The following is a 15,012-nucleotide window of genomic DNA, read 5'->3' on the forward strand; positions in this document are numbered from 1 at the left end:
CGCCGGGGTTATCCCGGAAAAGCGGAATGACTGTGCCGCGATAGCGCGTTCGTGCATGCCGGTCCTGCATCCAGGACGGGATGCGCGCGTGCGCGGGGGACGCCTCTGTTCCTGATGGAATCTGCGGTGCCAATTCGTCTTTCTTGCACAACGTCATTGTGAAGTTCCCGTTAGTTTCCTTCGGCAGGACGCCGCCACTCGCATGCCCGTATGCCGCATGGCCGGCGCCGTCCACCTTCATCCATCGATTCACTGCCGGGAGCGCCAATGATCAACCATCGGAACCAGAAACACCTTTCCAGGGGACTGCGCCGTACCGCCCTGTGTGCCGCGCTTGGCCTGTGCTTCGCGGGCGGGGTGCACGCACAGTCCAATTCCTCGGGTGCGATCGTGGGCCGCGCCGCCGCGGGCGAGACCATCACCATCACCAATCCGGCCACCGGCTTCAGCCGTGCCATCACCGCCGGCAGCGACGGCAGTTACCGGTTCTCCGCGCTGCCGACGGGCCAGTACACCATCACGTCCAGCAGCGGCGGCAACCGCACCGTGAACGTCAGCGTCGGCACGGCGTCGACCGTCGACTTCGCCGCGCGCGATGCCTCGACCCTGGACACCATCACGGTGGTCGGTGGATCGTCCATCAACCCCATCGACGTCTCCTCGGTCGAATCCACCACCATCCTGACCGCCGAACAGATCGCCAAGGTGCCGGTGGCGCGTGACGCCACCAGCGTGGCGCTGCTGGCGCCGGGCACGGTGCGCGGCGACGTGGCGTTCGGCAACCTGGCGTCGTTCGGTGGCTCGTCGGTGGCCGAGAACCAATACTTCATCAACGGCTTCAACATCACCAATTCGTTCCGCAGCCTCAATTTCTCGCAGGTGCCGTTCGAGGCGATTGCCGAGCAGCAGGTCAAGACCGGTGGCTATGGTGCGGAGTTCGGTCGTTCGCTGGGTGGCGTGATCAACCAGGTGACCAAGCGCGGCAGCAACGATTTCCATGCCGGCGCGAGCGTCTACTACACCCCGGATTCGCTGCGCGAGAAGACCCGCAACACCTACCTGGCCAATCCGCTGGCCTGCGGCCCCGCGCCGTACACCGCCTGCACCAAGGGACAGCTGCGCCAGGACAGCAGTCGCGACAGCACCTGGGACGTGGAAGGTTCGGTCTGGGCCAGCGGCGCGCTGATCCAGGATCGCCTGTTCGCCTATGGCCTGATCGGCTACAAGCGGCAGGAGCAGAAGCTCTGGGGCAACGTGTTGTCCAGCACCAACGTCGACAACTCGGTCAAGACGCCGACCTGGCTGCTGAAGATGGACTGGCAGATCAGCGACAACCACCTGCTCGAGTTCACCGGCTTCTCCGACAAGGCCGATACCGAGACCGCGGTCTATGGAAATACCATCGGCGTGCTGGATCGGCAGGCCCTGATCGGCACCTCGTACGGCGAGCAGGGCGGCGAGAACTATGTGCTGAAGTACACCGGCTACCTGACCGACACGTTCACCCTGTCGGCGCTGTACGGGCATGGCGAGTTCTCGCGCGGCCAATACCTGCGCACCGCCTCCGGGGTCGATGTCCGCTACAACGGCGATCTGCACCAGCCCGCCACCGGCTGTCCGATCATCGTCGACGCGCGTCCGTCCTCGCGCCAGCAGGCCACCGGCGTCTACGCCAGCCAGTGCAACCTGACCGGTGGCGCGATTCCGCGCTCGGATTCGGGCGATACCCGCGACCAGTTCCGCATCGACGCGGAATGGCTGCTGGGTGACCATCGCCTGCAGTTCGGCCTGGACATCGACAACTTCGAGTCGGTGGCGGGCACCTCGACCGAGGGCGGCCGCGTGTGGCGCTACTCGACCCTGGCCGACGGCACCGACATCGTGCGCGAGCAGATCGTCAACCAGGGTTCGGTGAACGAGGTCAAGCAGCGTGCGCTCTACGTCCAGGACAGCTGGAACGTCACCGAGAACTTCGTCGCCTACCTGGGCGGGCGCTGGGACACCTTCGACAACCGCGACGGCTTCGGCAACACCTTCGTCAAGGTGAGCAACCAGTTCGGCCCGCGCCTGGGTTTCGCCTGGGACGTCAACGGCGACTCGACCTTCAAGCTGTTCGGCAACGCCGGCCGCTATGCGCTGCCACTGACCTCGGACGTGGCCACCCGCGGCGCCTCGGCCTCGTTGTTCACCCGCCAGCAGTTCACCTTCTCCGGCGTGGATCCGGAAACCGGCGCGCCGCTGGGCCTGGTGCCGCGCGTGGGACCGGCCGGCCAGTTGCAGTACATCAACGGCGAATTCGGCCAGCCCAAGAACCCGTTGACCGTGGCGGCCAAGGATCTCGACCCGATGTACCAGGACGAGTTCATCCTCGGCTTCCAGGCCGCGCTCAGCGATCACCTGTCACTGGGCGTGCGCGGCATCTACCGCAAGCTGAAGGCGGCGATCGACGACAACTGCGACTACACCGCGATCCTGGAGGCGGCGGGCTTCCACCTGGACGAGGATGACGGCTGGCTCGATGGACAGGGCCGCAGCCCGGCGCTGCCGAGCGCGGGCTTCCCGTACTGCCGCATGTTCAACCCGGGCAAGGACGCGGTGTTCCTGACCGATCTGTACGGCGACGGCAATCTGACCGAGGTGCGCGTCAAGGGCGATCGCCTGGCACCCAAGGCCAAGCGTTCGTACCAGGCCGTGGAGATCTTCCTGGACGGCAACTGGGACAAGGTGTTCCTGCAGGGCTCGTACACCTACGCCAAAAGCAAGGGCAACACCGAGGGCGGCGTGAAGTCGGACATCGGCCAGGTGAACACCAATGCCACCCAGGATTTCGACTATCTCGAGCTGACCACCGATACCTTCGGCTATCTCCCCAATGATCGCCGCCACAGCCTGAAGCTGTTCGGCAACTACGAGTTCAACGACGAGTGGTCGGTGGGCGGCAACCTGCTGGTCCAGTCGGGCCGGCCGATCAACTGCCTGGGCGTGCTCTATCCGTACCACGGCGATTTCCACCCCTACGGATCCTCGTTCATGCGTTGCGGCACCACCTCGGCGGGACAGTCGGTCGATTCCGAGACCGGCGAACTGAACGGGCCGGTGGCGGCGGTGCCGCGTGGCACCAAGGGGCGGTTGCCCTGGAGCTATTCGCTGGATCTGAACCTGCGCTACGCGCCCGCCTGGGCCAAGGGGCTGTCGTTCAAGGTCGACGTGTTCAACGTGCTGAACAAGCAGCGGGTCGTATCGGTGGTTGAACAGGCGGAAGATCCGGACACGGGCTTGCCGTCGGATGTCTATCTGCTGCCGACCGCCTACCAGCCGCCGCGCTCGGTGCGTTTCATGGTGCAGTACGACTTCTGAGCCGAACCTGCCGTTGCAGGGCAATCGCGATGGCCGCCCCTGGGCGGCCATCGTCTTTGGCGCGATCGTCGTGACGTCCGTCATCGCGATTTCGCATTTCGTCACTGCGCCATTGAGGCCCATCCCCGCCATCACCAGCATGCGGGCGTGGCGATGGGAGGAAGGCACGATGCGCGAGGAGACGATCCGGACCGAAGTGGTGGAGACGGAAGCGGGTGGGTACCTGCCCGGCGAGGGAGTCCGGGATGCGTGGACACGGCCCGACCCGGCAATGCGTTTGCTGGAACCCGCCGCCGCCGATGCCGTGCTGTTGCCCCCCGGTCGGCAAACGCCGCTGTGCCTGGTGCACGCCGCCAACAGCGGGACGTTCATGGAGCTGCCGGCTGGATGGCTTGTCCTGCTCGTGCCGGTGTCGGGAACCATCAGCGCCTGTGGCGACCACCTGCGCTGGGAGCTGGAACCCGGCCAGTGCCTGGTCTGGGATCGCCCGTTGCGTGTGCTGGGCCATCGCCAGCGCAGCCGCTGGTTCTGCCTGGGGGGACCGGCCGAGAGCTGGATCCGGGCGGGCTGCGATCCGGCGGTGATCGCCGAAATCCTCGCGGATGAAATGGATTGCCCCGAACGGCAGGTCTCGAGCCTGGAATCGCTGCGAAGGGCGCTCTCCCGTGATGGCGATGGGGAGGGCGAGGCATCCGTCCGCGTGCGCGAGGTCATGGGAACGCTGCACGATAGACAGCAGGATCTGCGCGCGCTGATCACCCGCTGTCCCGGGCGCAGCCAGCGCCGCAAGCGCTGGTCGATGCAGCGGCTGCTGCGCATCCGCCACGCGATCCTGGCCGGAGGCCAGGGCGGGCGGACGAGCATGGGGCTGTTGTCCAGCCAGGTCAGCTATTCACGCGGCCATCTGGCGCGCGTCTACCACGCGGTCTTCAACGAGACGCCGATCGAATGCGCGATCCGGATCCGCCTGCACCGCGCGCGCCGGCTGGTGGAGGAAACCGGCCTGGCGTTCTGCGACATCGCCGAGTCCACCGGCTTCGACAGCCAGAGTTCCTTCAGCCGCGCGTTCAAGAACCGCTATGGCCTCACGCCGACCGACGCACGCTCCCGCGCTCCGCGAGCACCGTAGCGGGGCGCGGCCGCGAACGGACGCAAGCCCGGCTCAGAACAGCAGCGAGGACATCCGGCGGCGATAGCGGCCGACGAGATCTTCGTCCTCGACGACGCGGAAGGCGTCGATCAGCACCTTCTTCGGCAGGCCGTCCTGGTAGCCGCGATCGCGGCCGAGCATTTCGATGAACTGGGCCAGCGCGGCTTCGTCGTCGCCGGCGATGAGGCGGTGCACGCCGAGCAGGTGGCGCGCGCGTAGATCGTCCGGATTGGCGGCGATCGCCGATTCCAGCACCTCCGCCGGCGGCGCGTCCTTCAGCGCAGAGACGAATCCAAGCCGGGCGCGGGCACGTACCGCGCGATCATCGGTGGCGAGGTTGGCGGGCAGGGCGTCGAGCAGTTGTTCGGCCTCCTGCGCCGCGCCGGTCTTCAGCAGGGCCAGGGCCAGATCCAGCTTCAGTTCGTCCTTGTCCGGCTCTGCTTCCACGGCATGGCGCAGGGCCACGACCGCGGCATGCGGATCCTGCGCGACTTCGGTGGCCTCCTCCGGCTCGGCGCCGGCGGCGGCGGGCTCGATGCCGTGTTGCTTGAGGAACTCGCGCAATTGCCCTTCCGGCAAGGCGCCCGGGAAGCCATCGACGAGTTGGCCGTCCTTGACCAGGAACACGGTCGGCACCGAGCGGATCTGGAACGCGGCGGCAATCTGCTGTTCCTTGTCCACGTCGACCTTGGCCAGTTCGAATGCGCCGTTGTACTCGCCGGCCAGCTTTTCGAGGATCGGGCCAAGGGTCTTGCAGGGGCCGCACCAGGTCGCCCAGAAGTCGACCAGCACCGGGACTTCCAGCGACTTGCGCAGGACTTCGGCTTCGAAGGTTTCGGCGGTGGCGTCGAATACGTGGGGCAGGTCGGTCATGGGAGGAAGGTGGTCGAGTGGACGGATGCGGCCTGAGATGGCGGCGATTGTCGTTGGTTTCAAGCATGGCGGGGGCATCGTCCCGGCCAGGACCTTCCACCTCCTTCGGGATCGCATCGCATGAACCTGCTGTTTCGCCTGGCCGCAATCGGCCTGCTCCTGTGCGCCGTCCGCCCGTCATGGGCCGGCGAGGAAATCCGTCCCTCCGTCGAGCGCAACGCCGCTCCGTCCGTGCAACTGGATCACTACGCCCGGTTCGAATTGAAACCGGTGCAACTGGTGCCGCCCTACGCGGGACAGGAAACCAACGAGAAAGCACGCGATTCGGTGCAGGGCAATCTCCAGCAGGGCCTGGGCCAATGGGTAGCCCAGCGCAACGCCGAACCGGTACAGGCCGAGCCCGCGCGGACGCTGGTGATCGAACCGGTCATCGAGAAAGTGCGCTTCATCAGCGGCGGCAAGCGCTTCTTCGCCGGCGCCTTCGCCGGCAGTTCACGCATCCTGCTGCGGCTGCGGCTGACCGACGCGGCCAGCGGCGACGTCATCGCCCAGCCCGAGTTCTACCAGCACGCGCGCGGCATGGCCGGGGCCTGGACGGTCGGCGGCGCCGACAACGCCATGCTGGCGCGGGTCGCCAGCCTGGCCCGGGACTACGTGGCGGCCAACTACACGACCCTGGCCGGTGGGCCCACCGGCTGGGAAGAGTAGCCCCGACCGGGATGTAAAAAAGACTTGACATATCTCGGGGCGAATGTAAGGTTTACATTACATCCGTGGAGGGCGTGTCATGTCGGGACTGCCGGGAAGGACGATGGGCCGCTACGGCGTGGTGTTGGTGGCGGGGGCGGCGTTATGGCTGCTGATGGCCGGGCCCCGGAAGGTACTGGGCCTGGATCCCGGCCATCTGGGCATGATCCTGCTCGTGGCCAGTGCCTGGGCTGCCCTGTATTTCGTGCAGTTCTCTTCGCGGGATGAAGCGGAACACGCGATTTCGCCGGGCGAATGGCGCGCCCGCATCGGTTTCGCGTTCATGCTGGGGGCGGTGGCCTACTTCGTGGCCAAGCTGGATCTGTTCGCCGGGCCCGGTGCGGCGGACAGCGCCGACGCCCGCGCGGTGGCTCGCAACCTGGTCATGCTGGGCATTGCCTGGGCGGTGCTGGGCCAGGCCATGGCCTCGCGCTGGAAGGGCAGGATCCAGGAAGACGAGCGGGATCGCGAGATTGCCCGGCACGCGGGCCAGTGGGGACGCGGCATGCTGGTGTTCTGCATGATCGCGCTGGCCGTCACGCTGGGTTTCTCCCCCGCGCACCGGCTGCAATGGGCCACGCCCTTCCTGCTGGCCAACCTGCTGGTGCTGGCCCTGATGTGGGGTTGGCTGTGCGAGTACGCGGCCACCGCCGTGTATTACTGGCGGGATCGCCGATGACCGGAACCCCGATCGCCAACGACATCCGCCGCCTGCGGACCGAGCGCGGCGACATGACCCAGCAGGGGCTGGCCGATGTCTGTGGAGTGACCCGGCAAACTATCATTGCGTTGGAGGCGGGGCGTTACGCGCCCTCGCTGGAACTGGCGTTCCGCATCGCGCGGGCGTTTGGCGTGGGCGTGGAAGAGGTGTTCCGTTGGGAATCGAAATGAATCGCTGGCTGCCGCTGGCCGGCATCGCCGGCCTGGTGGTGTTCACCGCCGCCGTGGTCGGCTTCGGCGCCGCGCTGCCCGGTTTTTCGCATGTGACCCATCCGGTCGCGGTGCTGGGCGCCAAGGGCATCCCGCACGCCAATGCCTTCAATCTGCTGGGCCTGATGCTGCCGGGCCTGCTGGCGTGCTCGGCGATGCTGGCGCTGCGCCAGCGCCTGCCGCGCGATGCCGGCTGGACCGTGCGGATCGGCGCGCAGTTGCTGCTGCTGTCGGCGCTGGGCGTGGTGGCGCTGGGATTGCTTCCGCTGGATCCGACGGACCTGCACAACCCCGCCAGCAGCTACCACGCCACCGCGTGGATGCTGTGGTGGGTGGCGTTCGTGCCGGGTGCGTTGCTACTGGCGGCGGGACTGCGGGGCAGGGATGGCTGGTGGCTCGTTGCCCGCCTCAGCGTGCTGGCCGCGGCGGGCGTGCTCTACGCGGTGCTGTTCGCGGTCGACACGCTGCCGGCCGGTATCGCCCAGCGGCTGGGTTTCGGGATCTGGTGGCTGTGGATCGCCTTTGCCGGCTGGGTCGCGTGGCGGGCCTCGTCCCGATCCGCCTGACCGCTCACGGCTGCTTGAACAGGACGCCGTCCTTCATCACCAGCGCGACTTCGAGCACGCGCTGGATGTCGGCGATCGGATCCCCGGGCACGGCGACGATGTCGGCGCGCTTGCCGGCCTCGATCACGCCCTGATCATCCACGCCCAGCACTTCGGCCGCGCGCACGGTGGCGGCCTGCAGGGCCTCGGCGGCGGGAATGCCGGCTTCCACCATGTAGATGAACTCGCGTGCGTTGTCGCCGTGCGGACCCACGCCCATGTCGGTGCCGAAGGCGATCTTCACCCCGTTGCGATACGCCTTGGCGGCGGTGTCCTGGATCTGCGCGCCGATGCGGGCGGCCTTGGGCCGCACCACGTCCGGGAAGTAGCCATCCACCTTGGCCTTGTCGGCCACGAAACGGCCGGCGTAGATCGTCGGCACGTACCAGGTGCCGTGCTGCTTCATCAGCCGCATCACCTCGTCGCTCATGTAGGTGCCATGTTCGATGCTGGTCACGCCGCCCAGCACTGCGCGCTTCATGCCCTCGGTGCCGTGCGCGTGCGCGGCGACCTTGTAGCCATAGTCGCGCGCGGTCTCGACGATGGCCTTGACCTCGTCCACGGTGAACTGCGGCGCGTCGCCGGACCTGGCGTAACTGAGCACGCCGCCGGTGGCGGTGATCTTGATGACATCGCTGCCATCCTTGTAGCGCTGGCGCACCGCCTGGCGGGCGTCATCGATGGAATTGATCACACCTTCGGTCGGGCCGGGCGGACCGATCAGGTGGGCCAGATGGTCGTTGTAGCCGTTGCTGGGATCGGCGTGCCCGCCGGTGGTGGCGATGGACTTGCCGGCCGCGAAGATGCGCGGCCCCTTGACCAGGCCCTGGTTGACCGCGTCACGCAGATGGGGCGCGATTTCGCCCCCCAGGTCGCGCACGCTGGTGAATCCCGCCATCAGGGTCTTTTCGGCGTAGCCCACCGAGCGGTAGGCGAAGTCGACGGGATCCAGGCGGAATCCCTCGGAGTAGCTCTGCGGGTTGGATTGGCTGCCCAGGTGGACATGCAGATCGGTCCAGCCGGGCAGGCAGGTGTGGCCGGCCAGATCGACGGTGCGGGCGCCAGGAACCTCCACCCGGCCCTCCAGCACCTCGGCGACACGGCCGTCGCGCACCACCACCGTCTGCGCCGGCAGCAGTTTTCCGCTGCGCGCCTCGAACAGCCGCTCGCATTGGAGCGCCAGCGGTTCGGCGGCGGTGGCTGACAACGGGACGAGCAGGAAGGTCAGGGCCAGGGGCAGGGCGGGACGGGACATGCGGCTCTCCGGAGCGGGTCCGGCCCATGGTATCGGAGCCCCCGGCGCGGATCCGCCAATCGGCCCGTGACCTTCCGGAGTGGAGCCCCCTGCTGCACTGCGGTACCCTTGCCGACTTTGCCGTCGCCTTTCCCGCCAACGCCTGCCATGTCCGCTGCCGAACCCGTCGCCTACGAACCGAAATCCGTCGAATCCGCCGCCCAATCGTTCTGGGAGACTCGCCGGGCCTTCGAGGTCGACGAACAGTCCGACAAGCCCAAGTATTACTGCCTGTCGATGCTGCCGTATCCGTCGGGCGCGCTGCACATGGGCCACGTGCGTAACTACACCATCGGCGACGTGATCAGCCGCTACAAGCGCATGACCGGCCACAACGTGCTGCAGCCGATGGGCTGGGACGCGTTCGGCCTGCCGGCCGAGAACGCGGCGATCAAGAACCGGACCGCGCCGGCCAAGTGGACCTACGCCAACATCGATCACATGCGCAGCCAGCTGAAGCTGCTGGGCTACGCCATCGACTGGTCGCGCGAATTCGCCACCTGCCGCCCGGAGTACTACGTCCACGAGCAGCGCATGTTCACCCGCCTGCTGCGCAAGGGCCTGGCCTACCGCAAGAACTCGGTGGTGAACTGGGATCCGGTCGACCAGACCGTGCTGGCCAACGAGCAGGTCATCGATGGCCGGGGCTGGCGTTCCGGCGCGGTGGTCGAGAAGCGCGAGATTCCGCAGTGGTTCCTGCGCATCACCGATTACGCCCAGGAACTGCTGGACGGCCTGGATGAACTGCCGGGCTGGCCCGACGCGGTCAAGACCATGCAGCGCAACTGGATCGGCCGTTCCGAGGGCCTGGAGATCCAGTTCGCCGTCGAAGGCAACGAGCCGCTGACCGTGTTCACCACCCGCCCGGACACCCTGATGGGCGTGACCTTCGTGTCGATCGCCGGCGAGCATCCGTTGGCGCAGAAGGCTGCCGCGTCCAATCCGGCACTGGCGGCCTTCCTGGCCGAACTGAAGCAGGGCGGTGTGTCCGAGGCCGAACTGGAAACCCAGGAAAAGCGTGGCATGGATACCGGCCTGCGCGCCGTGCATCCGATCACCGGCGAGAAGCTGCCGGTGTGGGTGGCCAACTTCGTGCTGATGGGCTACGGCACCGGCGCGGTGATGGCGGTACCCGGCCACGACCAGCGCGACTTTGAATTCGCCACCAAGTACGGACTGCCGATCCAGCAGGTCATCGCGCTGAAGTCGCCGCGCAACGAGGAAGAGGCCAGCTACGACGCCACCACCTGGCGCGACTGGTATGGCGACAAGACCCGCGAGGATCTGGAACTGGTCAACTCCGGCGAGTTCGACGGCCTGGGCTACCAGGGCGCCTTCGAGGCGCTGGCCGAGCGCTTCGAACGCCAGGGCCGTGGCCAGCGCCGGGTCAACTACCGCCTGCGCGACTGGGGCGTGAGCCGCCAGCGCTACTGGGGCTGCCCGATTCCGGTGATCTACTGCGACAAGTGCGGCGCGGTGCCGGTGCCGGATTCGCAGCTGCCGGTGGTGCTGCCGGAGAACGTCACCCTGGACGGGGTGAAGTCGCCGCTCAAGGCGGATCCGGAGTGGCGCAAGACCGCCTGCCCGGAGTGCGGCGGCGCGGCCGAACGCGAGACCGACACCTTCGACACCTTCATGGAGTCGAGCTGGTACTACGCGCGCTACACCTCGCCGGGCGCCAAGGACATGGTCGACAAGCGCGGCAACTACTGGCTGCCGGTCGATCAGTACATCGGCGGAATCGAGCACGCGATCCTGCACCTGATGTACTTCCGCTTCTATCACAAGCTCCTGCGCGACGCGCGGCTGGTGGACAGCGACGAGCCGGCGACCAACCTGCTGACCCAGGGCATGGTCATCGCCGAAACCTTCTATCGCGACAATCCGGATGGTTCCAAGGACTGGATCAATCCCGCCGACGTGGACGTGCAGCGCGACGAGCGCGGCCGCATCACCGGCGCCACCCTGCGCGCGGACGGCGCGCCGGTGCGCATCGGCGCGGTCGAGAAGATGTCCAAGTCGAAGAACAACGGCGTGGATCCGCAGGCGATGGTCGACCGCTTCGGCGCCGACACCGTGCGCCTGTTCTCGATGTTCGCCGCGCCGCCGGAACAGTCGCTGGAATGGAACGAAGCCGGCGTGGAAGGCATGGCGCGGTTCCTGCGCCGCCTGTGGACCCAGGTGCAGAAGCACGCCGCCGATGGCCCGGCGCCGGCGGCCGACCTGGCCGCGCTGAGCGCCGGGCAGAAGGCGCTGCGCCGCAAGACCCACGAGACCATCGACAAGGTCGGCAACGACTACGGCAAGCGGCACAGCTTCAACACCGCGATCGCCGCGGTGATGGAACTGTCCAACGCGGTGTCGAAGTTCGACGACGCCAGCGGCAATGGCCGCGCCGTGCGCCAGGAAGCGCTGGAGGCGGCGGTGCTGCTGCTCAATCCGATCACCCCGCACGCCAGCCACGCGCTGTGGCAGGCGCTGGGCCATGCGGAGACGCTGCTTGAGGATGTCGCGTTCCCGCAGGTGGACCCGGCCGCGCTGGTACGCGATTCGGTGACCCTGGCGGTGCAGGTCAACGGCAAGCTGCGCGGCACCATCGAGGTCGCCGCCGACGCCGCCCGCGACCACATCGAAGCGTTGGCGAAGGCCGAGCCCAATACCGCCAAGTTCCTCGACGGCGCGACCATCCGCAAGGTCATCATCGTTCCGGGCAAGATCGTCAACATCGTCGCCGGCTGATCGCCGGCGACGGGCCAGCCGCCCGCGCCGCATCCGGCACTCGCGCGCCCACGCCGCCATGTGTCCCGCCATCCCGGCGAACGCCGGGATCCATTTGGGGTGTACGGGAAACGTTCCGGATGGCCGATGCGTTCCGCGAAGAATGGATTCCAGCGTTCGCTGGAATGACGGTGGTGGTTTGGCGCCGGTATTGAATGAAGGCATTGCGCGCCCGACAGGGGGCCGCTTGGGCTCCACCCACGGCCCACGCCGTCATCCCGGCGGACGCCGGGATCCATTTGCACGGACGGATGAAGCGTCCCAGGCCGCCCGGGGATTCCGCAAGGCCTGGATTCCAGCGTTCGCGGCAACGGGCGGCCAGGACGCATCACGCGCGACCCGGGTCCATTCCCGGACGTGATCGGGCCGGATCCTCACCGGTATTCACCTGCGGGCGGGCTAGGCTATTGCCGCCTTCCACGGCCTCGTCCAGACTTCGCCCATGATCCGAACCCGACTCATCGCCGCCGCCGCCCTGGCCCTGTTGCTGGCCGGCTGCGGTTTCCACCTGCGCAGCCGCATCGCGCTGCCGTCCGATCTGGGACCGGTCCTGGTCCGCTCCTCCTCGACCTACAGCGATCTGGCCTACAAGCTGGTACGGGGCCTGCAGGTGGCGGGCGCAGACGCCCGCACCCTGACGACGGCGGATGTGGACGTGGAGAAGGCCGCCGCCGCGCGTGGCGAAACGGCGCCCAGGAAGGCCGAACTGGTGATCGTCTCCGAGCGCTGGGGCGACCTGCCGATCGCGGTGGACGCATTGGGCCGCGCCCAGGAATACAGCCTGCGCTACGCGGTCGTGTTCGCGTTCCGCAAGGCCGACGGTACCGACCTGGTACCGCAACAGGTCGTCGAGTTGTCGCGCGATTACGTGTCGCCGCCCGAGAACGCCACCGGCACCACCACCGAACGCGAAATCCTCGCCGACGAACTGCGCCGGGAAATGTCCGCCTCGATCCTGCGCCGCATCGACGGCGTGGTGCGCGCCGGCCAGATGGTCCAGCCGGTCGATGGAACTTAAGCCCGAACAGATCGCCGGGCGCGCCGACGAGCCGCTGCGTCCGGCCTATCTGATCGCCGGGCCGGAAATGCTGCGGGTGCTGGAAGCCGCCGACGCGGTGCGTGCGCAGGCACGCGCCCAGGGCATCGGCGAGCGCGAGGTATTCGATGCCGATGGCCGCGATTTCGACTGGGACGAACTGGATGCCAGTTTCAACGCGCCCAGCCTGTTCAGCGCCCGCCGCCTGGTCGAGGTGCGCCTGCCGGGCGGCAAGCCGGGCAAGGAGGGCGCCGAGGTCATCAGCCGGTTCTGCGCGAACCCGCCACCGGATGTCGTCCTGCTGATCACCGCCGGCGAATGGTCCAAGGCGCACCACGGCAAATGGGCCGACGCGGTCGCGCAGATCGGAATCATTGCCGTTGCGTGGGCGATCAAGCCACACGAATTGCCCGGCTGGATCGAAAGCCGCCTGCGCGTGCGCGGCCTGAAGGCGGATCGTGACGCGGTGCAGACCCTGGCCGAGCGGGTCGAAGGCAACCTGCTGGCCGCCGCGCAGGAAATCGACAAGCTCGCGCTGCTGGCGCAGGGTGAAAGCCTGACGGCGCAGGCCATGCAATTGCTGGTGGCCGACGCCGCCCGCTACGACGTGTTCCGCCTGACCGACGCGATGCTGGCCGGGCAGGGACCGCAGGTGTCGCGGATGCTCGCGGGCCTGCGCGCCGAAGGCGACGTGGTGGCAGGATTGATGCCGATGGTGGTCAAGGAATTGCTGCGCACCGCCCAACTGGCGCGGGTGCAGGCCGCGGGCGGCAACCTGACCGCGGAAATGAAGGCCCAGGGCATCTGGGAATCCAAGCAGGCGCCGTTCAAGCGGGCCCTGCAGCGACATGCTGCGCCACAGCGCTGGGAGCGTTTCGTCGCCGAGGCCTCGCGCATCGATCGCATCGCCAAGGGACGCGCGCCGGGCGATGCCTGGGTCGCGATGGAACGCCTGCTGCTGGCGGTGGCCGAGGCGCGCGCGGTGCGCCTGCTGGTGGCCTGAGCCGGGGCCTTCCCCGGCGACGGCGATCCCCGCACACTGGCTTCCGGTTCCCGGCGAGCAGCCCCAGACACCGCATGCTCCATCTCTTCTATGGCGGCACCTTCGACCCCGTCCACAACGGACACCTGGCGATCGCACGCGCCGCCCGCGACGAACTCGACACGCTGGTCGCGCTGACGCCCGCGGCGGACCCGCCGCACCGCGCACCGCCCGGCGCCAACGCCGCGCAACGCGCGCGGATGCTGGAGCTGGCCATCGAAGGCGAGGCCGGGCTGCACCTGGACCGACGCGAACTGCGGCGCGCGCTGCGTCATCCCGGGCGCCGTTCCTACACCGTCGACACCCTGCGCGAACTGCGCGGCGAGCTGGGGCCGCGGACACCGATCGCGTGGCTGGTGGGAGCGGACAGCCTGGTCGGACTGCCGGGCTGGCATGAATGGCGGGCGCTGTTCGATCTGGCCCATTTCGTGGTGGCCGAGCGCCCGGGCAGCCCGCTGGACGGTGAATTGCCCGCCGCGCTCGCCATCGCGACCGCCGGCCGCTGGGCCACCGATGCCGGCGACCTGCGCGCGTCTCCCGCCGGCCGGATACACCGGCTGCACCAGCCGCTCCAGCCCGAATCCGCCAGCGACGTGCGCCGGCGCATCGCCGGGGGAGGGGACTGGGAGGATCTGGTCCCCCCCGCCGTGGCCGCCTATATCGCGGACGAACGGCTGTACTTCACGTCGGCCGCCGCGAACGGTCCGGTATAATCGCGGCCGAGTACCCGGAGTCACCACGCCTTTGTCCAGCCAAGCGCAAGTCATCAAGACCCGTCTTCCCAGCCCACCGCCGGCCGTGCCGGTCCTGCTCGCCAACGTGCATGCGGCGGTCGAAGAACTGAAAGCCAAGGATGTCGTCGAAATCGATGTGCGCGGCAAGTCCAGCGTCGCCGATTTCCTGGTGATTGCCTCGGGCACCTCCACCCGCCACGTCAAGTCGATCGCCGACGAGGTGGTCAAGTTCGCCAAGAAGCTCGACGTGATGCCGCTGGGCGTGGAAGGCGAGCGCGAGGCGGAATGGGTGCTGGTGGACCTGGGCGACGTGATCGTCCACATCATGCTGCCGCGCGTGCGCGAGTTCTATGCGCTGGAACGCCTGTGGACCGTTGGCGACCAGCCGCCGGAGCATGACGAAGTCGAAACCGGAGCCGAGGATCGGCTGTAACGTTCCGCCCCGCGATGCCAACGAAACAACGGC

At 68.0% G+C, this 15,012-nt stretch carries 13 protein-coding genes; 11 read left to right on the forward strand and 2 right to left on the reverse strand.

Annotated features, from left to right (window positions below; translation table 11 throughout):
- Nucleotides 1-267 precede the first annotated feature (267 nt).
- Together AC3DE2_RS04070 and AC3DE2_RS04075 are read left to right on the forward strand one after the other, a co-directional pair.
- Complete coding sequence (locus AC3DE2_RS04070; protein WP_295375996.1) at nucleotides 268-3,357, forward strand: TonB-dependent receptor; 3,090 nt, start codon at nucleotides 268-270, stop codon at nucleotides 3,355-3,357.
- A gap of 169 nt (nucleotides 3,358-3,526) precedes the next feature.
- Nucleotides 3,527-4,486 (forward strand): helix-turn-helix transcriptional regulator, encoded by a 960-nt coding sequence (locus AC3DE2_RS04075; protein ID WP_488425145.1) that lies wholly within the window; start codon nucleotides 3,527-3,529, stop codon nucleotides 4,484-4,486.
- A 33-nt stretch (nucleotides 4,487-4,519) separates the two neighbouring features.
- Here AC3DE2_RS04075 and trxA read toward each other — a convergent pair whose 3' ends face one another.
- Entirely contained in the window at nucleotides 4,520-5,380 is an 861-nt protein-coding gene (trxA, locus tag AC3DE2_RS04080; RefSeq protein WP_295382119.1) for a thioredoxin, read from the reverse strand.
- 120 nt (nucleotides 5,381-5,500) lie between these two features.
- On the opposite strand from trxA, the gene AC3DE2_RS04085 reads away from it, so the two are divergent.
- The 4 genes from AC3DE2_RS04085 (at nucleotide 5,501) to AC3DE2_RS04100 (ending at nucleotide 7,623) form a co-directional block, all read left to right on the forward strand.
- Entirely contained in the window at nucleotides 5,501-6,088 is a 588-nt protein-coding gene (locus tag AC3DE2_RS04085; RefSeq protein WP_295382120.1) for a hypothetical protein, read from the forward strand.
- Nucleotides 6,089-6,167: 79 nt separating this feature from the next.
- Nucleotides 6,168-6,806 (forward strand): hypothetical protein, encoded by a 639-nt coding sequence (locus AC3DE2_RS04090; protein ID WP_488425146.1) that lies wholly within the window; start codon nucleotides 6,168-6,170, stop codon nucleotides 6,804-6,806.
- Entirely contained in the window at nucleotides 6,803-7,018 is a 216-nt protein-coding gene (locus AC3DE2_RS04095; protein WP_295382122.1) for a helix-turn-helix transcriptional regulator, read from the forward strand. Before AC3DE2_RS04090 ends, AC3DE2_RS04095 begins: the two co-directional genes overlap by 4 nt.
- Entirely contained in the window at nucleotides 7,015-7,623 is a 609-nt protein-coding gene (locus tag AC3DE2_RS04100) for a DUF998 domain-containing protein (RefSeq protein WP_295382123.1), read from the forward strand. Before AC3DE2_RS04095 ends, AC3DE2_RS04100 begins: the two co-directional genes overlap by 4 nt.
- A gap of 4 nt (nucleotides 7,624-7,627) precedes the next feature.
- Here the strand turns inward: AC3DE2_RS04100 and AC3DE2_RS04105 are convergent, their stop codons facing one another.
- Nucleotides 7,628-8,917 carry a metal-dependent hydrolase family protein gene (locus AC3DE2_RS04105; RefSeq protein WP_295382124.1) on the reverse strand — a complete coding sequence of 430 codons (1,290 nt, stop codon included), beginning with the start codon at nucleotides 8,915-8,917 and terminating at the stop codon, nucleotides 7,628-7,630.
- Between the two features lie 147 nt (nucleotides 8,918-9,064).
- Between AC3DE2_RS04105 and leuS the strand changes: the two genes are divergently transcribed.
- The 5 genes from leuS (at nucleotide 9,065) to rsfS (ending at nucleotide 14,979) form a co-directional block, all read left to right on the forward strand.
- Entirely contained in the window at nucleotides 9,065-11,695 is a 2,631-nt protein-coding gene (leuS, locus tag AC3DE2_RS04110; RefSeq protein WP_488425148.1) for a leucine--tRNA ligase, read from the forward strand.
- Nucleotides 11,696-12,176: 481 nt separating this feature from the next.
- Nucleotides 12,177-12,752, forward strand: coding sequence for an LPS-assembly lipoprotein LptE (locus tag AC3DE2_RS04115; protein WP_488425150.1), 576 nt, complete (start codon nucleotides 12,177-12,179; stop codon nucleotides 12,750-12,752).
- Complete coding sequence (gene holA, locus AC3DE2_RS04120; RefSeq protein WP_488425152.1) at nucleotides 12,742-13,773, forward strand: DNA polymerase III subunit delta; 1,032 nt, start codon at nucleotides 12,742-12,744, stop codon at nucleotides 13,771-13,773. Before AC3DE2_RS04115 ends, holA begins: the two co-directional genes overlap by 11 nt.
- A gap of 74 nt (nucleotides 13,774-13,847) precedes the next feature.
- Nucleotides 13,848-14,525 carry a nicotinate-nucleotide adenylyltransferase gene (gene nadD / locus AC3DE2_RS04125; RefSeq protein ID WP_488425154.1) on the forward strand — a complete coding sequence of 226 codons (678 nt, stop codon included), beginning with the start codon at nucleotides 13,848-13,850 and terminating at the stop codon, nucleotides 14,523-14,525.
- A 31-nt stretch (nucleotides 14,526-14,556) separates the two neighbouring features.
- On the forward strand, nucleotides 14,557-14,979 hold the full coding sequence (gene rsfS, locus AC3DE2_RS04130) for a ribosome silencing factor (protein WP_295382131.1): 423 nt from the start codon (nucleotides 14,557-14,559) through the stop codon (nucleotides 14,977-14,979).
- Nucleotides 14,980-15,012 lie beyond the last annotated feature (33 nt).

This window comes from Pseudoxanthomonas sp. 68-E7, from assembly GCF_057773145.1.